Genomic DNA, 18,054 nt, shown 5'->3' on the forward strand with positions numbered 1-18,054 from the left:
TTCGGGGTCTTTTTCATTTTTAAAAGAAGGAGGGTTGCATGTGAACGATATGGACTATATGGCTCTTGCCATCAGCCTCGCCAAAGCGACTGAAGGACAGACATCGCCAAATCCCCATGTCGGTGCGGTAGTGGTCAAAGACGGACAGATTATCGGAATGGGTGCTCATCTAAAAGCAGGGGAACCACATGCTGAGGTGCACGCTATCCGGATGGCTGGGGAAAAAGTTAATGGAGCCACACTTTATGTAACGCTTGAGCCATGCAGCCATTTTGGCAAAACACCCCCTTGTTCGAATTTAGTGATCGAATCTGGCGTTAAGAAAGTTTTTGTCGCTTCGGTCGACCCGAACCCTCTTGTAGGCGGTGCGGGAATCAAAAAGATGCGTGAGGCGGGCATAGAGGTTGAAGTTGGTTTGATGGAAGATGAAGCAACAGGGCTTAATAAAGTATTTTTCCATTACATAAGCACTGGAATGCCATTTGTGACTTTGAAGTCTGCAACTAGTCTAGATGGCAAGATTGCCACCGTCACCGGAGAGAGCCGGTGGATTACCGGTATGGAGGCAAGGAAAGACGTCCATCATTTCCGTCATAAACATGACGCGATCTTGGTCGGAGTTAATACGGTTATCAAAGACAATCCAAGCCTGACGACTAGACTTGAAGCTGGGGGGAAGAATCCTGTCAGGGTGATTCTGGACACTGCTCTTCGGACACCGCTGCGGTCTGAAATTGTTATTGATCAGGCTGCAAAAACCATTATTGTGACCGGAGCCGAGGCAGATCCGCAAACGGCAAAACAATTTATTGATAGAGGTGTTGAAATCATACAGATAGAGACTCCCAAAATAGGAATATCTCAAATGCTGAAAAAACTTGGTGACCGGGGCATTGCTTCTGTCTATGTTGAAGGCGGTGCAGAGGTGCATGGGAGTTTTTTAAAGGAGAAGGCTTTTCAGCAGGTGATTACGTATATCGCTCCAAAGCTGCTTGGCGGCAAGAATGCGCCTGCATCATATGGAGGAGAAGGGATCGCCCGGCTTGAGGAAACCGTTTCGTTAAAGATTAAAGAGGTAAAACAGATTGGCGAGGATATCCGGATCATAGCTGAGCCCGTCTAAAAGGAGGTTCGTATGTTTACAGGAATCATTGAAGAAATCGGGTCAGTCGCCAATGTCCAGCATAGCGGCGATTCATTTGTCCTTACAATAGAAGCAAGTAAAGTCCTGACAGATGTCCATCTCGGGGACAGTATAGCTGTTAACGGAGTTTGCCTGACCGTCACTTCATTCATAAAAAATCGATTCACGGTGGATGTTATGCCGGAAACGGTAAAAGCGACTAGTTTAAGAACCGTCAAGAGGGGTTCGAAGGTGAATTTGGAGAGAGCCATGGCTGCTGGAGGCAGGTTCGGGGGCCACTTTGTCGCCGGCCATGTGGATGGAATCGGAGTCATCAAGGGAAAAAAGCAGATTGAAAACGCTGTTTACTATGAAATACAAGTAGAGCCCGATTTGCTGAGATATGTCATCATGAAAGGTTCTGTCGCTGTTGACGGGACCAGCCTGACTGTTTTTGGAATATCCGAAGACAGTATAACCTTATCGCTGATCCCACTTACTCTTTCCGAAACGGTTCTCGGTTACAAAGGTACAGGCGATATCGTCAACATCGAATGCGACATGATCGGGAAGTTTGTAGGTCACTTTTTGACCAATCAGGTTCCTGCTGCACCAAAACGAGACAACAATATTACAGCCCAGTTTTTAGCGGATAATGGGTTTATGTGAGGGAGATAACGATGTTCGATCCGATTGAAGAAGCGATTTATGAACTGATGCAGGGAAAGGCCGTCATTGTTTGTGACGATGAGGACCGGGAGAATGAAGGAGATTTCATCGCACTCGCGGAAAAGGCGACACCAGATGTCATCAATTTTATGGCCACGCATGGACGAGGATTGATTTGTGTTCCAATCGAAACAGATTTAGCTCAGAAGCTGGATTTAATGCCGATGGTTTTTCGCAATACTGACCCCCATGGGACAGCATTTACCGTGAGTATAGACCATAAGTATTCGACAACCGGGATTTCTGCTTTTGAACGCTCGGCAACTGTACTTAGCATGCTTGATCCTGAATCAAAGGCTGCTGATTTCAAAAGGCCTGGCCATATTTTTCCGCTTGTTGCCAAGAAAGGCGGAGTGTTAAGAAGGGCTGGCCATACGGAGGCAGCAGTGGATCTTGCTATATTATGCGGTGCAAAACCTGCCGGGGTCATCTGTGAAATTATGAATGAAGACGGCACGATGGCACGAGTTCCGGAGCTGCGCAAGATTGCCGACCAATTCGAGCTGAAAATGATCACGATTAAAGACCTCATTCAATATCGAAACCGAAAGGATCAGTTGATTAAAAGAGAGGTTGAAATCAATCTTCCAACCGAATTCGGTATGTTCAAGGCTGTCGGCTATTCAAACGTAGTGGATGATAAAGAGCATATTGCCCTTGTAAAAGGGGAAATCGACGCAGAAGAGCCAGTACTTATCAGAGTCCACTCTGAATGTCTGACTGGGGATGTATTCGGCTCTTACCGCTGTGACTGCGGACCCCAGCTTCATGCAGCATTAAGCCAGATCAATAAAGAGGGACGAGGAGTCCTTCTTTACATGCGCCAGGAGGGAAGAGGCATCGGCCTCATGAACAAGCTTCGGGCATATAAGCTTCAGGAAGAAGGCTATGATACAGTTGAGGCCAATGAAAAGCTCGGTTTTGGGGCGGATTTGCGAGAATACGGGATCGGTGCCCAGATTTTAAAAGACCTTGGAATCAAGCAAATTAAACTGCTGACAAATAACCCAAGGAAAATCAAGGGTCTCAAGGGATATGACCTTGAGGTTGTAGACCGCGTGCCAATCCAGATGCCGGCAAGGGAAGAAAATGAAAATTATTTAAAAACAAAGCACAGCAAGCTCGGCCATTTACTTAACTTTTAATGTGGAGGAATTAGAGATGAGCAGAACATTCGAAGGTAATTTAGTAGGAACAGGACTTAAAATTGGAATCGTCGTTGGACGTTTCAATGAATTTATCACAAGCAAGCTCTTGGGAGGAGCGCAAGACGCTTTAAAAAGACACGGAGTAGAAGAAGGCAATATTGATGTCGCCTGGGTGCCAGGGGCATTTGAAATTCCATTGATTGCGCAAAAATTGGCGACAAGTAAAAAATACGATGCGGTCATCACATTGGGAACAGTGATCCGTGGATCCACCCCGCACTTTGATTATGTTTGCAATGAAGCAGCCAAAGGCGTATCTTCCACCGCATTGAATACAGGAGTTCCAGTCATTTTTGGCGTACTGACAACAGACACCATTGAGCAGGCAATCGAACGCGCAGGAACAAAAGCTGGCAACAAAGGCTGGGAGGCCGCAGTTTCAGCGATTGAAATGGCTAACTTAATCAATAATATTGAAATTTAATAGAATGTTTTCAAAGCTGCAGGCAATTTTGTCTGCAGTTTTTTTATTTAGGCTCTGTTAAATACGGCTGTTGATTTTCGTTCCAGGCGCTTCGCTTTCCGCGGGGCTGGCGCTGAGCCTCCTCGTCGCTTTGCTCCTGCGGGGTCTCACCTGACCAGCTGCGCCCGCAGGATTCTTCGCGCCTTCCACTACAATCAACAGGGTTTAATATCAACATTCAGCTTTAACAGAGCCTTTATTTAAATTAAAATGTTCTTCATTTTTTAAAATCCTCGCCTCAGTTTGTTAATAATTTGTTCATAATTACTGGTTAAGATGAAGACAAGTTAACAGGAAGAAATGAGGAGGAGTTACCATGAATGAACATGAGCAGCAAACTCGGTATCAGGAAATCGAGCCGGTGCAGAAGACAAATAGATTGAAAAGCATTTTATCCACAGTCATGGCAGGAGTAGTTGGATCAGCGATCACGCTTGCGGCAGTGAATTATACAGATGCTGATCCAAGAAATCAGGCCCAGCCCCAAACAGAAACGGCAGCAGAAAGCAGCAGCTCGAATATCGTCGCTACTCAAACTTCAAATAAAAATTCAGGTTCGATCGCGGATATCATTGAAGCTTCTTCCAAATCCATTGTCGGCATCACAAATCTGCAGCAGGAAAACAATCCATTTTCCCGAAGCCAGGGAAGTGTTGAAAGCGGCACGGGGTCCGGCGTGATTTTTAAGAAGGAAGGAAACAGTGCATACATCGTGACGAACAATCATGTCATTGAAGGTGCATCAAACGTCGAGGTGTCATTATACAATGGTGAGAAAGTGGAAGCGGAAGTTGTCGGCGCTGACGCATTGACGGATTTGGCAGTGATTAAAATCGATGCTGAAAAAGCGGGGGATGTCATTGAATTCGGTGATTCTTCTGTTTTAAGAGCCGGAGACCAGGTGCTGGCAATCGGCAACCCGCTCGGACTTGATTTATCCCGTACAGTCACCCAGGGAATCGTAAGTGCTGTCGATCGTTCTATTGCGGTATCAACCTCTGCAGGTGAATGGGAGATGAATGTCATCCAGACCGATGCGGCCATTAATCCAGGGAACAGCGGCGGGGCATTAATCAATAATGATGGAAAAGTAATCGGCATCAACAGCCTGAAAATCTCACAAAACGGCGTAGAAGGACTTGGCTTTGCCATCCCGAGCAAGGATGTGCTTCCGATCGTTAACCAGCTGATCGAAAAAGGGAAAGTGGAGCGTCCATATCTGGGTGTCAGCCTTGCAGATTTGTCGCAGATCCCGGAAATGTATCGGGACAACCTGCCTGAAAATGTACAAACAGGCACGATGGTCACCTATGTTGCACCTGACTCCGCCGCCTCTGAAGCAGGACTCCTGGAACAGGATGTAATCGTTGGCATTAACGGTGAAGAAGTGGAGAATGCGAGCGAACTAAGAAGATATATGTATACTGAACTTAAAACAGGCGACAGTGCCGAAATGACAATTTACCGCGACGGCAAGCAGACAAAATTGCAGGTTACCCTTACTGCTGCCAGTGCAGAATAATGGAGGAAAATGATGCTTAATTATATGAGAAACAATAAATTGATGATCATATTTGCCGTGATTGTCCTGGGACTCCTTCTGATTTTTACCATGGCTTTTTCCAAAAAAGATACTGCAGCCAGCATTGGAGGGGAGAAAATCAGCAAGGAAGAGTTGAACACAAAGTTGACTGAGTTATATGGCGCTGACACTTTGGAGTCACTTATTACCAATAAAGTGATCGAGATGGAAGCTGAGAAAGAAAAAGTGAAGGTGACCGGCAATGAGATTGATGAAGAACTGACTAAATTGCAGGAATCATATGGAGGCGAAGAGGCATTCGCGTCAGCACTGGAGCAAAATAATGTATCTATAGACCGGATCAGGGAAGACATCGAAATCTATCTTATGGCTGAAAAAATGATCCAGCCTGATATCGATGTTACAGATGAAGAACTTAAGACGTATTTCGAGGAAAACAAAGAATCTTTTGACCAAAAAGAGCAGGTGCAGGCAAGCCATATTTTAGTAGAAGATGAGGCCACTGCCAAGAAGGTTAAGGAAGAGTTGGGTAATGGAAAAGACTTCGCAGAACTGGCAAAGGAGTATTCCACAGACACAAGCAATGCAGCTGACGGCGGGGATCTCGGATATTTTGGAGAAGGCGAAATGGCAGAGGAATTCGAACAAGCGGCGTTTGCTTTAGATGTCAATGCTGTAAGCGAGCCAGTAAAAACCGAGTTTGGCTACCATATCATCAAGGTAACCGATAAAAAAGCAGCAAAAGCAGCGCTGTTCGAGGACCATAAGGAAGAGATAAAGGAACAGTTATTTGATGAAAAAATTCAGGCAGAATACCCAAACTGGCTGGACGAGAAGAAAGCAGAATATGAAATTAAGAGTTATCTATAGAACGTTTTAAAGCCTCTGCAATTCTGCAGAGGTTTTTTTGAACTTTTTTGTTGCAGGCCAAGTTTCCTTTGCGATAAAATGTTTACCAAAGGAAACTTTTTGATGCACATGCATATATTGTTTAACTAAGTGGGCAAAATGCACACTAAAAGTTTACTTAAGGCAACTTTTTAGGAATCATCTAACTTATATTGTAAAACGATAAGAAAGGAAACTTTTTGTTGCTGATGCATATTTTGTGGATTATGATACCCAAAAGTTTGCTTAATCCAACATTTTCCGAGTAGGTTAATTTTACGAAGAAGCCCTTATAAAAAAGATAAAGGAGAATAAAAAATGACAGAAGAAATATTATTTGCATTCGGATTAACATTGTTTGCAGGTCTTGCTACTGGTATTGGCAGTATTCTTGCCTTTTTCACTTCAAGGACAAATACCAAGTTCCTTTCCATCGCACTTGGCTTTTCAGCAGGAGTCATGATTTATGTATCGATGATCGAGATATTTGTCAAAGCAAAGGTAGCCCTTGTTGACGCAATGGGTGATAAGCTGGGGAACTGGGCGACAGTCGGAGGTTTTTTTGGGGGGATCCTTCTAATTGCTTTAATAGATAAATTCATTCCAAAACAAAGCAACCCTCATGAACTCAAAACGGTCGAAGACATGAGCCAGCCTTCGAAACCTTCAACCGATGCCGCATTATTAAAAATGGGGACATTTACGGCACTTGCCATCGGAATACACAACTTTCCGGAAGGAATCGCAACCTTCACTTCCGCCATCCAGGACCCGGCATTAGGTGTGGCAATCGCTATTGCAATCGCAATCCACAACGTTCCAGAAGGGATTGCCGTGTCGGTACCCGTCTATTTTGCGACTGGTGACAAGAAGAAAGCATTCAAACTATCATTCCTGTCAGGTCTATCCGAGCCGATTGGTGCTTTGGCAGCATACCTGTTCCTGATGCCATTCCTAAACGATATCATGTTTGGCGTCATTTTCGCAGCAGTAGCCGGGATCATGGTCTTTATCTCACTTGATGAACTGCTTCCTGCCGCCAAACGTTACGATGAATCACATCTCGCCATCTATGGATTGATCGCCGGAATGGCAGTTATGGCGTTGAGTTTGCTGCTGTTTATTTAAAACATGACTCGGGATTCTGTCATTTTAAGATGTAAAACATAAAGTCTATTAAATTTATAAAAAATAAGAGCAGCCTATAAAAAAGGTTGCTCTTTTTGGTTCTTTGGATATTGGGAAAATTTGAATTCAGGCACAAGGGCATGTGACTTATGCGGAAAAGGGAGTATCAGCCTGATTCTAAAGACTTAAAAATGAACAGTTTAGCATATTGTTAATATCTGAATATTGAAAATATAATAGACTTTGTAAAACCAGTAACACCATACAATGCAGAGGAGTGGTTGAATGAAAAAGAGGAAAGTACTAGGAACCGCACTATTAAGCATGACAATGGGTTTATCTATGTTCACAGCTGGAGTATTTGGCCAGGCGCCAGAATCACAGGATTCGTACCGGGTATTGGTTCAGGGGCCTGCAGCGGAAAAATCGAAGGCAAAGGATCAATACGGAGCCAGATGGGATTTCGGAACAAAGGGTTTTACAACAACAGTTAACGCAAAGCAATACCAGGCTTTATTGAAGAACAAAAATTTAAAAGTTGAGACAGTGTCCACAGTCCAGCTGGAAGCCAAACCAGGTTCTGGCGCACAAGCAGGGCCATCTGACCGCACCCCATGGGGAATGGAAGCGATCTATAATGACAGCAGCCTCCAGGCAACATCTGGCGGGAACGGGATCAATGTGGCTGTGCTGGACACTGGAGTTAACATTAACCATAACGATTTAGCTGGAAGCTCAGAACAGTGTAAAGATTTCACTAACCGCAGAACACCCCTTGTAAATGGTTCATGTACGGATAAGAACGGGCATGGCACCCATGTCGCCGGAACAGTCCTGGCGCACGGGGGATCTGGCCAGGGAATTTACGGGGTTGCGCCTGAGGCTGACCTTTGGGCTTACAAAGTACTGAATGACCAGGGATCAGGCTATTCAGATGATATTGCAGGAGCGATTCAGCATGCTGCAGATCAAGCGGTGAGTACAAATTCAAAAGTGGTCATTTCTATGTCACTTGGATCAAGCAGCAAAAGTTCGCTGATTGCTGATGCTGTTGACTATGCTTATGGAAAAGGCGTTCTTGTCGTTGCCGCAGCTGGAAACAGCGGACCTGGCAGCAATACAATCGGATATCCAGGTGCCCTTGTTAATGCAGTTGCAGTCGCAGCGCTGGAAGATGTCCAGGAAAACGGTACATACCGTGTCGCTGACTTCTCATCCCGCGGAAATCCGGCTACAGATGGTGACTATGTCATCCAGGAGCGCGATGTTGAAGTGTCAGCTCCAGGAAGGGCAATCGAGTCAACCTGGTTTGATGGAACGTATAATACAATCAGCGGCACTTCAATGGCGACTCCTCACGTTTCAGGACTCGCAGCGAAGATTTGGGCAGCAAACCCAGGCATGAGCCATACACAGCTTCGTGCAGAGCTTCAGAATCGTGCAAAAGCTAACGACATCCTTGGAGGATCGGGTGCTGCAGCAGGTGATGACTATGCATCAGGATTCGGTTTTCCGCGTGTAAAATAAGCATATAGAAATAGCCGCTTGATTTTTTGGTGAATCAAGCGGCTTTTTGCTGTGATGGAGTCCTCAAGCGTGAAAAATCATTGATTTGTTTTCCAATAGCCTCGGTTTACAACTTTCGTTTCGTATAAAAATTTTCGGTGAAATAAGGTTCGTGTTTTGGACCGAACGCGACGCCGACGCCTAGCAGCCTAAAGTCTGGTTTCAGGATATTTTCACGGTGTCCGAGTGAATTCATCAGCCCTTCATGTGCAAAAATGCTGCTGAATTGGCCGTATGCAAGATTCTCCCCGGCGACGGAAAACGCAATATCGTCCTCAGCCATCCTGTCAAAAGGTGACTGTCCCTCGGGATTCGTGTGGCTGAAATACGAGTTTTCCGCCATATCGGCACTGTGCTTGCGGGCAGTTACCCTTACCTGATCGTCCCAGGTAAGAATCCCTAATCCGTGAACGACCCTCGAAGCATTTGTAAGATCGAACAGCTGATACTCGAAGCCCTCCTTCAAAGGCTCACTCGCCTCCGTGTAAAAACCCGCCTTGCTTTGTTCCAATTTTTCACTGATTATCTGGATTGCCGTCACAGTATTGTTTTTGTGTTTGTCATAAAAAATCGTTACATAATTTCCATCCAGCTCATATACGTCATAGTCCTGATCCTTCTGGAACTGGTAATAGACAAGTCCTTTTCTAATTTCGCCCAGTGGTTCTCCAAGTGTCTGCTGCACAGTTTCTTTTGCGATTCCATACTTAATTCCGTTTTTTGAAGCAATCAAATCCTGGTTTGAGTATATTCCACTCACTTTTTCATCTTTTCCATATGAAACCATTAAGAAGTTCTGGAAGTTTTCATGATAGGCATGCCATTCTGTCCCGTATTCGTTTAGGGAAACGCGTTTTGGCGCACCAAGCTGTTTTTCCACATCTGTTTTCGCATCGCCGATTCCGATATTATGGACGGTAAAAATTCTTTCAGAAGGTGTTTTCAGCTCTGGTTTAGCCACTTTAGGCAAAACATCCTGTCCACCCTCAGTCAATTCCTCTTTCTTCTCATTAAGCTTCCCAATCAGCTGGTGAATTCCCTGATTGACGGCTTCCAGTGCGGCAGCAAGCTCCGGATTATCTTTTAATGAATTTATCTCAGACTGAATGTTGTCTAGTTTCTGATTGTCTTTTTCAGGCGATAAAAAAGGCCAGGCAAAATAGAGCAAAGCCCCTAATAGTAAGAATGAAAATAAGCGTCTCAAGGTTTAGTCACCTTCCTTTATTCCTTATCCACAATATACCCATTAATAGAAAAATAAAAAAGCATAGTGTCATGGTGAAAGGACAAACTTAACTGAAGACTATCTGAATGCAGTTATTGTGAATTATTTCACATAATGTTCATAACTGTGATGATAAAATTTTATGATTCGATTGTATTATTACTATATCGATAGTGTTTATATTACCAGGAGGAATTCACATGAAAAAACTAATACAAATCATCATCGGGTTAGGACTTATTCTGACGCCTTTTTATACAAATGCTCATGTTAAATGGTTTACCCAGGTCGCACCAAAGAAAGAAACGATCGAAAACATCCTGTCACCGTTATTTATGGGTCTTGCATTCTTGGCGGCTGTTGTCCTCGCTTCTTTGACTATAATTATTCCAAAAATGGCAGAATGGCCGTTGATCAAAAAGTGGGACGACTTCCTTTCAGGCTTCAGGAAGTATTCAAGGTACTTATTAAAATACGGCACCGCGATAGCATTGATCATCCAGGTCACAAATGGCACCTTATTCGCACCAGAATTCCATATTGATAGCACAGTGATGACCATTTTAGCGTGGGTGACAATTGGCCTGCTCCTTATTCCGCATCATATCGCAACAAAGCTGGGAGCATCTGTTTTACTTATATTATTCTTCATGGTTACTGCTGATCATGGAATCTTCTATATGCTGGACTACGGTTTTTATGTAGCAATCATAGGTGTATTGCTCGTAGGCAATACAAAGCTTGAAAATGTTGGATTCCCGTTTTTATATTTAGGCACCGGACTCTCATTGTGCTGGGTTGCTGTAGAAAAATGGGTATACCCATCCATGTCGCTTGATATCGTTGCCAACCATCAGGTGCCTACTTTTGGCTTTGAGCCTGCAGCCTTCATTGTTATGGCAGCCTTTGTCGAATTCGTAGTAGGGTATCTATTGGTAGTGGGAATCCTGAATCGTGTATTGGGATTCGTGGTAACAACGATTTTTATTCTAACTACAATGTTATTCGGATTTACAGAAGTCATCGGCCATTTCATGATTCATATCGTCCTGATTATCTTCATCATCGAAGGCGTTTCCTTCTATAATCCGCCAATCAAAATGCACAAGACAAAAGTGGATCAATTCATCTTTATTTTCTTGAACTTCATTTTTGTCCTATCCACTTTTGTGTTGATTTATTATCGATTTGCTTAAGCGATGATGGAAATAATCAGAATCAGCTTGGCTATTTGTCCGTCATCGCTTTGATGACGGACAAAATTTTTTCTTCAGTTCGGAAAAGTGTCCGTCATAGCTTTGATACCGGACAGAATTTTGTATTCAGCTCGAGAAATGTCCGTGATAGACTTGATGACGGACAATTTTTTGTCTTCAGCTCTGAAAAGAGTCCGTCATGGCCTTGATGACGGACAAATTTATTTCCTCAGAACGGAAAAGTGTCCGTTATGGCCTTGATGACGGACAAATTTATTTCCTCAGAACGGAAAAGTGTCCGTTATAGCCCTGATGACGGACAAAATTTTGTATTCAGCTCGGATTAATGTCCGTCATAGCCATCTTCAAAATAGTCACCTTGTGGTGAGTTCCAGCTATTGAGTTAGTATCAGTGACTGAGATTAAAATTGTTGGTTTGTTAGAGAATGTATTCAAGGTGAAAGAACAATGCTTCTTTTTATAGAATTATCAGACCATTGATTGACGCTTGCTTCATTTCTTTGTTACGATTTCTCTAGTTGCAAATTGGATGGGAGAGATGATGATGAAGCCATATTCTTTTGAACCTGCTGCAGATTTTGCGGCGCAGCTTGACCGTGAGGACCGCCTTGCCCGCTTCCGGGATGAATTTTACCTGAAACCCGATTCAATCTATCTTGACGGCAACTCTCTTGGGCTTCTTTCAAAGCGTGCGGAGAAAGCTTTGCTGGAATCATTGGCAGACTGGCGCGAGCTTGGCATCGATGGCTGGATGGATGGGAAGCATCCGTGGTTCTATTTATCTGAAAAACTAGGAGAATTATCTGCTCCGCTTGTTGGTGCTTTGCAAGAGGAAGTAATTGTAAGCGGATCCACAACAGTAAACCTGCACCAGCTGGTTGCTACTTTTTATAAACCTGAGGGAAAAAGAACGAAGATTCTTGCTGATGAGTTGAATTTCCCTTCTGATATTTATGCTTTGCAAAGCCAGCTAAGGATTCATGGCTATGATCCGGATACGCATCTCATCAGGGTGAAAAGCAGGGATGGAAGATTCCTTGATGAGGATGATATCATCGAGGCGATGACAGAAGAAATTGCGCTTGTCGTGCTGCCAACTGTTCTGTACCGCAGCGGTCAGATTCTTGATATGGAGCGTCTGACAAGAGTCGCGCATGACCGCGGAATATTGATTGGTTTCGATGGCTGCCATTCGATTGGGGCAATTCCGCACTCCTTCTCGGATTGGGGTGTCGATTTTGCCTACTGGTGCAATTATAAGCATCTCAATGGCGGGCCAGGTGCTGTTGCTGGACTTTATGTGAATTCGAAGCATTTCGGTACGAAGCCGGGACTTGCCGGCTGGTTCGGGTCAAGAAAAGACAAACAGTTTGATATGGAGCATGTCCTTACCCCCGCAGAAAATGCAGGTGCCTATCAAATTGGCACGCCGCATGTCTTGAGTTTGGCACCTTTGCTTGGCTCATTGGAGATGTTTGCAGAAGCAGGAATCGAGAACATCCGCGGAAAATCATTGAAAATCAATCGTTATTTAGTCGATCTAATTGAGCATGAACTAGCCGATGCCGGCTTTGAAATCGGCAGCCCAACAGAAGATTTTAGACGCGGCGGCCATGTCAGTCTCGAACACAAAGAAGCTGCGAGAATCTGCAAGGCTTTGAAGGAGAAAGGAATCATACCTGATTTCCGCGCTCCGAATATCGTCCGCCTGGCACCTGTGGCGCTATACACTTCTTACACAGATGTGTGGAATGCCGTCCAGATCTTAAAAGAGATTATGGACTATAAAACATACGAGAAATTCAGCAATGAGCGCGGAGTCGTAGCGTAAAGGGAGGAGTCTGGCCATGAAGGAAGAACAAAAAGCAACGCACGAAATTCATACCGATTTTTCAAAAGAGCTGTCTTATGGGAGCTACTTACAATTAGATAAAATCTTGTCCAGCCAGCAGCGTCTGTCTGACCACCACGACGAAATGCTTTTCATCATCATCCATCAAGCAAGCGAGCTGTGGATGAAACTAATCTTACATGAAGTAAGCGCGGCGATAGAATGCATCCGCAAAAATGACCTGGAACCATCATTCAAGATGCTGTCGAGGGTGTCGAGAATCCAGCAGCAGCTGATCCAGTCGTGGAGTGTATTGTCGACGCTGACTCCGGCAGAATATATGGAGTTCCGCGACAAGCTCGGGCATTCATCCGGGTTTCAATCGTATCAGAACCGCTTGATTGAATTTGCGCTTGGCCAAAAGAACGCCCATGTATTGTCCGTTTATAAGCATGATGCTGAACTGTATAAGCAGATGGAAGGCGCTCTGCATGAACGCTCGATCTATGATGCTGCCATCAGTGCGCTTTCGATGCGCGGCCTGCCGGTTGATGATGCAGCTCTTAACCGCGACTGGTCTGTGCCGTATGAACCGAATGCCAGTGTCGAAGAGGCCTGGTTGACGGTGTACCGGAACGTCGATCAGTATTGGGACCTGTATGAGCTCGCAGAAAAGCTGGTCGATATCGGCAGCCAGCAGCAGCTCTGGCGTTTCAATCATATGAGCACAGTCGAGCGGATCATTGGGCACAAGCCTGGCACAGGGGGATCTGCAGGAGTTTCCTACTTGAAGAAGGTTGTGGACCACAGATTTTTCCCTGAGCTATGGAATCTGAGGACGAAGCTATAAAAAGAAAGAAGGGGACTGTATGGGATCTTGGATTGATATTTCGCAAGTGCTGAATGACAAAATTCCTGTTTGGCCTGGCGATACGCCGTTTCAATATAAAGTCAGCTGGGGAATGGAAGAGAGCGGCTCAGTGAATGTCGGGCAGGTGACAATGAGCACTCATACAGGAACGCATATTGATGCGCCGTATCATTTCGAAAGCGATGGTAAAAAGGTCATTGACCTCGATTTCAATCTTTATATTGGACCTGCATTGATGATTCATCTGGAGAAGCCAGCAAGTATCGGACTTAATGAACTGGATGGCATTGATTTGCGGGGAGTCAAGCGCCTATTGATTCGTACTGACGGATGGCAGGATAAATCGGTGTTCCCGGAATCGATTCCGCATATCGAACCAGAATTGGCTGCCTATCTTGCTGGGCAGGGGGTCCAACTACTCGGGCTCGACTTGCCATCAGTCGATCCGCTGGACAGCAAGGAACTGAATGCCCATCATGAACTGAACCGCCAGGGAATTCATATTCTTGAAGGACTGGTGCTTGATAAAATAGAACCAGGAGAATACGAGCTCGCAGCCCTGCCGCTTCCGCTGGAACAGGCTGATGGAAGTCCGGTACGGGCCGTGATTCGAAAATTATAGTAAGATTTGAGGCTGCTTGATCGATGCGATCGGGCAGCCTTTTTTGTCGAAAGTTTTTATATAAATTTAGTTGACCGGTGTGGTCAATGAAGAGTAAACTGAGGTTGACCGAAGTGGTCAATATGATTTAAGGAGGGCATGATGACTTCGAAGTTTTTAAGTTTGAATCCCGAAAAGCAGGAAAGGATCCTGAACGCTGCTCTGAAGGAGTTTGCACAGAAGGGTTACGAAAATGCATCCACAAATGAAATTGTAAAATCAGCAGAAATTTCAAAAGGACTTCTTTTTCACTATTTTAAAAACAAAAAAGAACTCTACCTGTTCTTATATAACCACTTTGTCGAGGTGTTAAGGGAAGAGTTTTTCAACGAGCTTGATTTCAGCGAACGCGACATTTTCGAACGGCTGAAAAGCCTGATGATCCTTAAAAGCAGGCTGATGGTCAGGCATCCAGAGGTATTCGACTTCATGATGTCAGCCTCCATGGAAAGCTCGGAAGAAGTAAAAGAAATATTGGGCAGCACGAATACAGAAATGATGCGCACAAGCTACAGCAGACTATTCGAGAATATAGACCTTTCGAAGTTCCGTGAAGGTACTGACATCCAAAGGACTATCAATATCATCATGTGGACATTACAAGGCTTCAGCAACCAGGAGTTAGAGAAAGCGAAAAAACTGAACAAGGGATTAAACGACTTCGATGAAGCATTTAAAGAAGCCGAAGTGTATATTGATATGCTGAAAAAGTCCTTCTATAAGAGCCAGTAACCGAAATATAAACTCAACCGGTAATAAAAGTAGCCCAACCGTTAAAAAAATGCTACTACCGTTAATAAAAGCAGTTCTACCGTTAATTAAATCGCCCTAACCGTTAATAAAATTAAAATCCGAACCCACTGGGATTAAAATGACCCAAACTAGGATTAAAATGACCCAAACTAGGATTAAAATGACCCAAAGTAGGATTAAAATCACCCAAACTGTAAATCGAATCCAACTCGTATTAAACCGATTTCAACTGCAATAAAAGGGATTCAACTGGGATCAATTCAAGTATTTTAGAACTGAAATTAAAGAAATAGAATGAAAAAGTATCTGGGAGGGTCTGGCATGAACGTGATTGAGATTAATAATCTGACAAAAATGTACGGCAAGTCCAGGGGAATTGAAAATGTCAGCTTCAATGTAGAAGAAGGGGAGATTTTCGGGTTCATCGGCCCGAATGGCGCGGGGAAATCGACGACGATCAGAACGCTGCTTTCATTGATTTATCCGACCAGCGGCAGTGCGACAATCTTTGGGAAGGATATCATCACGGCAGCGCCGGAAATCAAGAAGGATATCGGATACTTGCCGTCGGAAGTTTTTTACTATGACAATATGAAGGTGATTGACCTCCTCAAGTACTCGGCGAGCTTTTACAAAAAGGATTGCACGAACCGGATCAAGGAGCTGGCTGAGATTATGGAGCTGGACCTTTCCAGGAAAATCGATGACCTGTCGCTTGGTAACAAGAAGAAGGTGGGAATCGTCCAGGGGCTGCTGCACGAACCGAAGCTGATCATTCTTGATGAACCGACCAGCGGCCTCGATCCTCTTATGCAGCAGAAGTTCTTTGAACTGCTAGAAAAAGAGAACAAGAAAGGTGCGACAATCCTTTTCTCTTCTCATATTTTGAGCGAGGTGCAAAGACTGTGCGACAGGGTTGCCATCATAAAAGAAGGACGGATTATCACTGTTGAAAAAATCAGCACGCTAAAAGAAAACACGTACAAGAAATTTAAAATCGAAACGAATTCAGGTGTAGGAAAAGATTTCTTCCAAATTGACGGTGTGAACCAGCTGGAGCAAGAAGGCAGCACAATCAGCTTTTTATTCAGGGGAAATATCAACTCGATCATGAAAAAAATCGCAGAAATTGAGATTGTGAACATCTGGGTCGAAGAACCGGACCTGGAAGAGATCTTCATGCATTATTACGAAAAGGAGGAATAGGCAATGAATATGTTCCTCCATGAACTGAAAGCATACCGAAAATCGACATTCATTTGGAGTCTGTCGTTAGTGGCGCTGGTTGTGCTGTTTCTATCAATGTTCCCGTCATTTGCTAAGGATGCAGAAGAGTTCAAAAAGCTTCTCGAAGGGTTTCCAGTCGAGCTGAGGAAAGCGATTGGCCTGTCTGTGGATAGCATCGCAACATTGATTGGCTTTTTCTCTTATGCATTCCTGTACCTGAAGCTTGCCGGTGCCATTCAGGCTATGAATCTTGGAACCTCGATACTATCGAAAGAAACAAGGGAGAAAACGGCCGACTTCCTGCTGACGAAACCAGTGAAAAGGACGCAGGTAGTTACAGCCAAACTAATGGCTGCCCTCGTATCCTTGATCATTACCAATCTAATTTTTATCACAGCGACATTCTTGATGGCTGCAGCGGTAGCAGGGGATGATTTTAACAAGGAAACGTTGTTCTTAATAGCCCTTTCCCTGTTATGGATCCAGGTTATGTTCCTTGCGCTCGGGATTATCGTTTCCGTTATTTTTCCAGGCATTAAATCGGTGATTACCGTTTCGCTTGGTACCGTATTCGCCTTTTTCATGCTCGGGATGATCAGTTCAACCACTGATGACAAAGCACTTCGGTATTTAACACCGTTCAATTATTTTGACTCAACGTATATCGCCGAACATTCTGGCTATGAAACTTCTTTCCTGGCAACTGGAGCGATTTTTATCATCGCTGCAGTCACTGCAAGCTATTATTTGTACGCAAAAAAGGATGTCCATTCTGTTTAGGAGGGAGGGGAAGTCATGAATATTTTTAAGAGGGAAATGAAAGCAAACAGGAAGTCGCTGATCATTTGGAGCATCGGCGTTATCTTCATGGTCGCGTCGGGGATGGGGAAGTATTCGAGTATGGAAGGGACTGGGCAATCCATGAATGCACTGATGGCCGATATGCCTAAATCGCTTCAGGCCATCATGGGAACTGGCTCGCTCGATCTGTCATCTCCAATTGGATATTATGGCGTCTTATTTTTGTATCTGGCTGTCATGGCCGCAATCCATGCTTCGATGCTTGGTTCAACTATCATTTCAAAGGAAGAGAGAGACAAGACGGTTGAGTTTTTGCTCGTAAAACCAGTTTCGAGAACAAGGGTCATTACATCCAAGTTTGCTGCCGCACTGGTAAACGTTCTGGTTTTCAATCTTGTGACCTTTGCTTCCTCTGTGGGAATGGTCCAGAAATATGCTGATGGTGAGGACGTAACAGGCGATATAACGTTGCTGATGATCGGATTGTTCATTCTCCAGCTGATTTTCCTTACCATTGGAACCGCTATCGCTTCTTTTTATAAAAATGCAAAAAAAGCAACCTCGCTGGCAACGGGTCTATTGCTTATCCTATTCATCTTATCAGTCGCAATCGATATGAATGATAAGCTTGATGGGCTGAAGTATCTGACGCCGTTCAAATATTACGATGCGAAGCTTGTTTTGAAGGAAGGCGGGTTTGAGCCATTGTATCTTGGATTGTCGGCAGCCCTGATTCTTTTGCTAGCAATCGTAACATTCGTATTTTATAAAAAAAGAGATATGAATATTTAAGATTCGTCCCAGGTAACTGGGTTTTTTT

General features: G+C 44.3%; 17 protein-coding genes. 16 read left to right on the forward strand and 1 reads right to left on the reverse strand.

Features of this window, described 5'->3' with window-relative positions:
- Positions 1 to 40: 40 nt before the first annotated feature.
- From ribD to ACXAEA_RS05460, 8 genes are all read left to right on the forward strand, one after another.
- Entirely contained in the window at positions 41 to 1,123 is a 1,083-nt protein-coding gene (gene ribD / locus ACXAEA_RS05425) for a bifunctional diaminohydroxyphosphoribosylaminopyrimidine deaminase/5-amino-6-(5-phosphoribosylamino)uracil reductase RibD (protein ID WP_475094918.1), read from the forward strand.
- Positions 1,124 to 1,135: 12 nt separating this feature from the next.
- Positions 1,136 to 1,792: a riboflavin synthase gene (ribE, locus tag ACXAEA_RS05430; protein ID WP_475094919.1), complete on the forward strand. Its 657-nt coding sequence runs from the start codon at positions 1,136 to 1,138 to the stop codon at positions 1,790 to 1,792.
- Between the two features lie 11 nt (positions 1,793 to 1,803).
- Positions 1,804 to 2,997 (forward strand): bifunctional 3,4-dihydroxy-2-butanone-4-phosphate synthase/GTP cyclohydrolase II, encoded by a 1,194-nt coding sequence (locus tag ACXAEA_RS05435; protein ID WP_475094920.1) that lies wholly within the window; start codon positions 1,804 to 1,806, stop codon positions 2,995 to 2,997.
- A gap of 16 nt (positions 2,998 to 3,013) precedes the next feature.
- Positions 3,014 to 3,484 (forward strand): 6,7-dimethyl-8-ribityllumazine synthase, encoded by a 471-nt coding sequence (gene ribH, locus ACXAEA_RS05440; protein WP_475094921.1) that lies wholly within the window; start codon positions 3,014 to 3,016, stop codon positions 3,482 to 3,484.
- Positions 3,485 to 3,839: 355 nt separating this feature from the next.
- Positions 3,840 to 5,045: a S1C family serine protease gene (locus tag ACXAEA_RS05445; RefSeq protein ID WP_475094922.1), complete on the forward strand. Its 1,206-nt coding sequence runs from the start codon at positions 3,840 to 3,842 to the stop codon at positions 5,043 to 5,045.
- Between the two features lie 12 nt (positions 5,046 to 5,057).
- The gene (locus ACXAEA_RS05450; protein ID WP_475094923.1) at positions 5,058 to 5,936 is read left to right on the forward strand and encodes a peptidylprolyl isomerase; all 879 of its coding nucleotides are present in this window, start codon (positions 5,058 to 5,060) and stop codon (positions 5,934 to 5,936) included.
- A 336-nt stretch (positions 5,937 to 6,272) separates the two neighbouring features.
- The gene (gene zupT, locus ACXAEA_RS05455) at positions 6,273 to 7,082 is read left to right on the forward strand and encodes a zinc transporter ZupT (RefSeq protein ID WP_475094924.1); all 810 of its coding nucleotides are present in this window, start codon (positions 6,273 to 6,275) and stop codon (positions 7,080 to 7,082) included.
- Between the two features lie 285 nt (positions 7,083 to 7,367).
- Entirely contained in the window at positions 7,368 to 8,609 is a 1,242-nt protein-coding gene (locus ACXAEA_RS05460; protein ID WP_475094925.1) for a S8 family peptidase, read from the forward strand.
- A 106-nt stretch (positions 8,610 to 8,715) separates the two neighbouring features.
- On the opposite strand, the gene ACXAEA_RS05465 is transcribed toward ACXAEA_RS05460, so the two are convergent.
- Entirely contained in the window at positions 8,716 to 9,852 is a 1,137-nt protein-coding gene (locus ACXAEA_RS05465) for a CAP domain-containing protein (protein ID WP_475094926.1), read from the reverse strand.
- 221 nt (positions 9,853 to 10,073) lie between these two features.
- Here ACXAEA_RS05465 and ACXAEA_RS05470 point away from each other — a divergent pair, with 221 nt between their 5' ends.
- From ACXAEA_RS05470 to ACXAEA_RS05505, 8 genes are all read left to right on the forward strand, one after another.
- Positions 10,074 to 11,069, forward strand: coding sequence for a hypothetical protein (locus tag ACXAEA_RS05470; RefSeq protein ID WP_475094927.1), 996 nt, complete (start codon positions 10,074 to 10,076; stop codon positions 11,067 to 11,069).
- 565 nt (positions 11,070 to 11,634) lie between these two features.
- Positions 11,635 to 12,921, forward strand: a complete 1,287-nt coding sequence (kynU, locus tag ACXAEA_RS05475; RefSeq protein WP_475094928.1) for a kynureninase — start codon at positions 11,635 to 11,637, stop codon at positions 12,919 to 12,921.
- A gap of 16 nt (positions 12,922 to 12,937) precedes the next feature.
- Positions 12,938 to 13,771: a tryptophan 2,3-dioxygenase gene (gene kynA, locus ACXAEA_RS05480; RefSeq protein WP_475094929.1), complete on the forward strand. Its 834-nt coding sequence runs from the start codon at positions 12,938 to 12,940 to the stop codon at positions 13,769 to 13,771.
- 19 nt (positions 13,772 to 13,790) lie between these two features.
- Positions 13,791 to 14,414, forward strand: a complete 624-nt coding sequence (gene kynB / locus ACXAEA_RS05485) for an arylformamidase (RefSeq protein ID WP_475094930.1) — start codon at positions 13,791 to 13,793, stop codon at positions 14,412 to 14,414.
- A 141-nt stretch (positions 14,415 to 14,555) separates the two neighbouring features.
- Positions 14,556 to 15,185 carry a TetR/AcrR family transcriptional regulator gene (locus ACXAEA_RS05490; RefSeq protein WP_475094931.1) on the forward strand — a complete coding sequence of 210 codons (630 nt, stop codon included), beginning with the start codon at positions 14,556 to 14,558 and terminating at the stop codon, positions 15,183 to 15,185.
- Between the two features lie 342 nt (positions 15,186 to 15,527).
- Positions 15,528 to 16,412: an ABC transporter ATP-binding protein gene (locus tag ACXAEA_RS05495; protein WP_475094932.1), complete on the forward strand. Its 885-nt coding sequence runs from the start codon at positions 15,528 to 15,530 to the stop codon at positions 16,410 to 16,412.
- 3 nt (positions 16,413 to 16,415) lie between these two features.
- Positions 16,416 to 17,213, forward strand: coding sequence for an ABC transporter permease subunit (locus ACXAEA_RS05500; protein WP_475094933.1), 798 nt, complete (start codon positions 16,416 to 16,418; stop codon positions 17,211 to 17,213).
- 15 nt (positions 17,214 to 17,228) lie between these two features.
- On the forward strand, positions 17,229 to 18,026 hold the full coding sequence (locus ACXAEA_RS05505; RefSeq protein WP_475094934.1) for an ABC transporter permease subunit: 798 nt from the start codon (positions 17,229 to 17,231) through the stop codon (positions 18,024 to 18,026).
- Positions 18,027 to 18,054 lie beyond the last annotated feature (28 nt).

The organism is Mesobacillus sp. ABV4_180 (assembly GCF_056158485.1).